At 69.5% G+C, this 4,181-nt stretch carries 4 protein-coding genes; all 4 read right to left on the minus strand.

The window, feature by feature from the left end; all coding sequences use genetic code 11:
- Nucleotides 1-182: 182 nt before the first annotated feature.
- Complete coding sequence (locus QH283_RS20065) at nucleotides 183-1,217, minus strand: aspartate-semialdehyde dehydrogenase (RefSeq protein WP_280504522.1); 1,035 nt, start codon at nucleotides 1,215-1,217, stop codon at nucleotides 183-185.
- Nucleotides 1,218-1,220: 3 nt separating this feature from the next.
- A complete protein-coding gene (locus QH283_RS20070; protein WP_280504523.1) occupies nucleotides 1,221-2,486 on the minus strand; it encodes an aspartate kinase in 1,266 nt (421 codons plus the stop codon).
- A 124-nt stretch (nucleotides 2,487-2,610) separates the two neighbouring features.
- Nucleotides 2,611-3,369: a nuclear transport factor 2 family protein gene (locus QH283_RS20075; protein ID WP_280504524.1), complete on the minus strand. Its 759-nt coding sequence runs from the start codon at nucleotides 3,367-3,369 to the stop codon at nucleotides 2,611-2,613.
- Between the two features lie 60 nt (nucleotides 3,370-3,429).
- Nucleotides 3,430-4,181: SDR family NAD(P)-dependent oxidoreductase (locus QH283_RS20080; protein WP_280504525.1), on the minus strand; the 752-nt coding region annotated here is incomplete at its 5' end.

The following is a 4,181-nucleotide window of genomic DNA, read 5'->3' on the forward strand; positions in this document are numbered from 1 at the left end:
CCCTGCGGCGACGCCTCGCGCCCGGGCCCCCCCGCCCCCGCGCCCCGCCCGGCCCCCCCCCCCCGGCCCCCCGCCCCCACCCCCCCCCCCCCCCCCCGCCCCCCCCCGCCCCCCCCCCCCCCCCCCCCCCCCCCCCCCCCCCCCCTCCCGGAATGTTCGATCGTGATCCGTCCCAGGCGAACTCAGCGCCGGCTGAGCAGCACCTCGGCGATCTGGATGGTGTTCAGCGCCGCGCCCTTGCGCAGGTTGTCGCCGGAGATGAACAGCGCCAGACCACGGCCGTCGGGCACGCCCGGATCCTGACGGATACGGCCGACCAGCGACTCGTCGATGCCCGCCGCCTGCAGCGGGGTCGGCACGTCGACCAGCTTCACCCCGGGCGCCTTGGCCAGCAGTTCTTTTGCCCGCTCCACCGACAGCGGGTCGGTGAACTCGGCGTTGATCGACAGCGAGTGACCGGTGAAGACCGGCACCCGCACGCAGGTACCGCTGACCAGCAGCTCGGGCAGGCCGAGGATCTTGCGGCTCTCGTTGCGCAGCTTCTGGTCCTCGTCGGTCTCGCCGCTGCCGTCGTCGACCAGCGAACCCGCCAGCGGGATCACGTCGAAGGCGATCGGGGCGACGTACTTGTTCGGCGCGGGGAACCGCACGGCGCTGCCGTCGTGCACCAGTTTCTCGGCCTCGTCGGCCACCGCGCGCACCTGGCTCGCCAGCTCCTCGACGCCCGCCAGGCCGCTACCGGAGACCGCCTGGTAGCTGGAGACGATCAGCCGGCGCAGGCCCGCCGCGTCGTGCAGCGGCTTGAGCACCGGCATGGCCGCCATGGTGGTGCAGTTCGGGTTGGCGATGATGCCCTTGGGCAGGTCGAGGGTCGCCTCCGGGTTCACCTCGGAGACCACCAGCGGCACCTCGGGGTCCTTGCGCCAGGCCGAGGAGTTGTCGATGACGGTCACGCCCGCGGCCGCGAAACGCGGGGCCTGCACGCGGGACATGGTCGCGCCCGCGGAGAACAGCGCGATGTCCAGGCCGGTCGGGTCGGCGGTCTCACTGTCCTCGACCACGATCTCGCCGCCGCGCCAGGGCAGGGTCTTGCCCGCCGAGCGCGCCGAGGCGAAGAAACGCACCTCGTCGGCCGGGAAGTTCCGCTCCTCGAGCAGCTTGCGCATGACGGCGCCGACCTGACCGGTCGCGCCGACCACACCGATACGAACACCCATCAGTTATCGCCCCGTTCCCGCGTGCACCACGGCCACCTCGTCGCCGCCGAGATCGAAGGCGCGGTGCAGCACCTTCACGGCGTCGTCCAGCTCGGTGTCCTTGACCAGCACCGAGATGCGGATCTCCGAGGTGGAGATCAAGTCGATGTTGATGCCCGCCTCGGCCAGCGCCTCACAGAAGGTGGCGGTGACGCCGGGGTGGCTCTTCATGCCCGCGCCGACCAGGGAGACCTTGCCGATCAGGTCGTCGTAGAGCACCTGTGAGAAGCCGATCTCGTCCTGCCGCTTGGTGAGCAGCTCGACCGCGCGGGCGCCGTCGGACTTGGGCAGGGTGAAGGTGATGTCGGTCTTGCCGGTCTCCACCTTGGAGATGTTCTGCAGCACCATGTCGATGTTGATCTCCGCGTCGGCGACGGCGCGGAACACCTTGGCGGCATAGCCCGGCTCGTCCGGCAGGCCGACGACGGTCACCTTGGCTTCGCTGCGATCGTGCGCGACACCGGTGAGGATTGCTTTCTCCAAGGGGATGTCCTCCATCGATCCGTAGACGTAGGTACCCGGCTTGTCGGTGTAGGACGAGCGGACATGCACAGGCACGTTGTAGCGGCGCGCGTACTCCACGCAGCGCAGCATCAGAACTTTGGAACCGCAGGCCGCCATCTCCAGCATCTCCTCGTAGGAGACCTGCTCGAGGCGCTGCGCGTCGGAGACGATGCGCGGATCGGCGGTGAACACGCCGTCGACGTCGGTGTAGATCTCGCAGGCGTCGGAATCATTATAATATGCCAGCGCGACGGCGGTGGTGTCGGAGCCGCCGCGGCCGAGGGTGGTGACGTCCTTGCTGTCCTGGCTGACGCCCTGGAAGCCGGCGACCAGCACGATCGTGCCCTCGTCCAGCGCCTCCCGCAGCCTGCCCGGGGTCACGTCGATGATCTTGGCGTTGCCGTGCGCGCCGGTGGTGATGACACCGGCCTGCGAGCCGGTGAAGGAGCGGGCCTGCGCGCCGAGGGAGTGGATGGCCATCGCGACCAGCGCGTTGGAGATGCGCTCGCCTGCGGTGAGCAGCATGTCCATCTCGCGCGCCGGCGGAGCGGGAGCGACCTGCTCGGCGAGGTCGAGAAGTTCGTCGGTGGTGTCGCCCATCGCAGAGCAGACGACGACCACATCGTGCCCCTGCTTCTTGGTCTCGACGATCCGTTCAGCGACGCGCCGGATGCGTTCGGCGGTGGCCACCGACGATCCTCCGTACTTCTGAACAACGAGAGCCACGGCAGGTCCTCCCAGATCGCTAGCGGCTGCTGACAGCAGATCAGACTACCGGCCGGTTACCCCGAGATCGGCGGCTACCTACTCCAGCGTGACCCGCGCCACGCTGGAGAGATCAGCGCGGAGATCAGAGTTTGAAGATGCCGGGAAGGGGCAGGCGCGCGCGTAGGTCGTCGGCGAGCGCGGGGATCTTCGAGGCCGCGAACAAGGCCTTGAACGGCCAGCTGTCGTCGCGCGGGAGCACGCCGGCGCGCTGGGTGGCGTCGAGGAAGTCGTAGAGGGTCTCGCCTTCCTCCATCAGGCCGTCGGCGTTGAAGTGGTAGCGGTCCACGGCGCTGCACTGGATGAAGCGGCCGGTGCCGTAGAGGACCGGCGCGGTGTCGTCGTAGGGGTACAGCCGCAGCGGGCCGCTCCAGTGGCCGCTGCCGATGTAGCGGATGACGGTGCGCACCAGTCCCTCGGGCGTGACGTCGATGTAGATCTGGCCGGGCAGCGGGTCGTAGCGCCAGTCCGGGATGGCGTCGAAGAAGGCCATGTTGTAGGTGACGAAGTCGTCGATGCCGACGATGGTGCGCCCGAAGGTGGTCACGTCGGTGTAGCGCATGTCGGCGGCGTAGAGCTCGTGGTTGTAGCTCATGTCCCGGTCGATCCAGCTCCACCAGTACTTCTTGGCCCAGTCCATCAGCCAGGACAGATCGACATCGAGCTTGCGATAGAAGTCGATCTTGCGCTCGAAGTCGACGAACCACTGCGCGGTGGTGGCCTGTAGCTCGTGCTCGGGGATGGCGCGCACCGGCACGCCGCGGTTGGCGTTCAGGAACTCCGGGACCGGGCGGGCCAGTCGCGGCGTGCGCAACGCCTGCTGGAACTTCTCCTCGGTGAACATGGCTCTCCTCCTGGATGGGGGCACGCGGCCGGGCGGGGCGCGCCGGGGGTTCGAGGGCGATCAGCCGAACAGGCGGGCGCTCGCCTTGGCGAGCAGGTCGGCGTAGGAGGCGCCGAGCAGGCGCACCACCAGATCGCTCACCTTGGCGTCGGGGCCGACGAGGATCTTGGGCCTGCCGGCGGCGGTGCCGTCGAGGATGACCCGGGCGGCGCGTTCGGCGCTGGTCAGGGCGTTGCGGTCGAACAGCTGGGCCAGATTCGCCAGCTCGGCGTCGTCCACGCCGGTGGCGTTGCGGGCGATGGGGGTGCGGATGCTGCCGGGATGGACGACGCTCACGCTGACCGGATGTCCGGCGACGCGCATCTCCTGGCGCAGCGACTCGGTGAACCCGCGCACGGCGAACTTGGCCGCGTTGTACGCGCTCTGGCTCGGCGCGGAGAACAGGCCGAACACGCTGGAGGTGTTGGCGATGCGGCCGGCGCCGGAGGCGATGAGGTGCGGGAGGAACGCCTTCACGCCGTGCACCACGCCCCAGAAGTCGATGTCGACCACGCGGGCGATGTCCTTGATGTCGCTGCGCTCCACGGTGCCGACGAAGCCGATGCCCGCGTTGTTGAACAGGTCGTTGACCACGCCGTAGCGCTCGACCACGGCATCGGCGAACCGCCGCACCTGCTCGTACTGCGAGACGTCGACGACCTCGGTCAGCACCTCGGCGCCCAGAACCCCGCCCCCCCCGGCGGTCACGGCCACGCCGGCGGCGGCGCCAAAGCAAACACCGACCAAACCGACCCCCCCGGCGAGGTAAACGG

Origin of the sequence: Nocardia farcinica, from assembly GCF_029867845.1 — a bacterium.
Taxonomy (GTDB): domain Bacteria; phylum Actinomycetota; class Actinomycetes; order Mycobacteriales; family Mycobacteriaceae; genus Nocardia; species Nocardia farcinica_A.

Excerpts from the sequence above, each read along its gene's own strand:
- QH283_RS20065 (WP_280504522.1), bottom strand. The coding sequence starts at position 1,217 with ATGGGTGTTCGTATCGGTGTGGTCGGCGCGACCGGTCAGGTCGGCGCC.
- QH283_RS20075 (WP_280504524.1), bottom strand. The coding sequence starts at position 3,369 with ATGTTCACCGAGGAGAAGTTCCAGCAGGCGTTGCGCACGCCGCGACTG.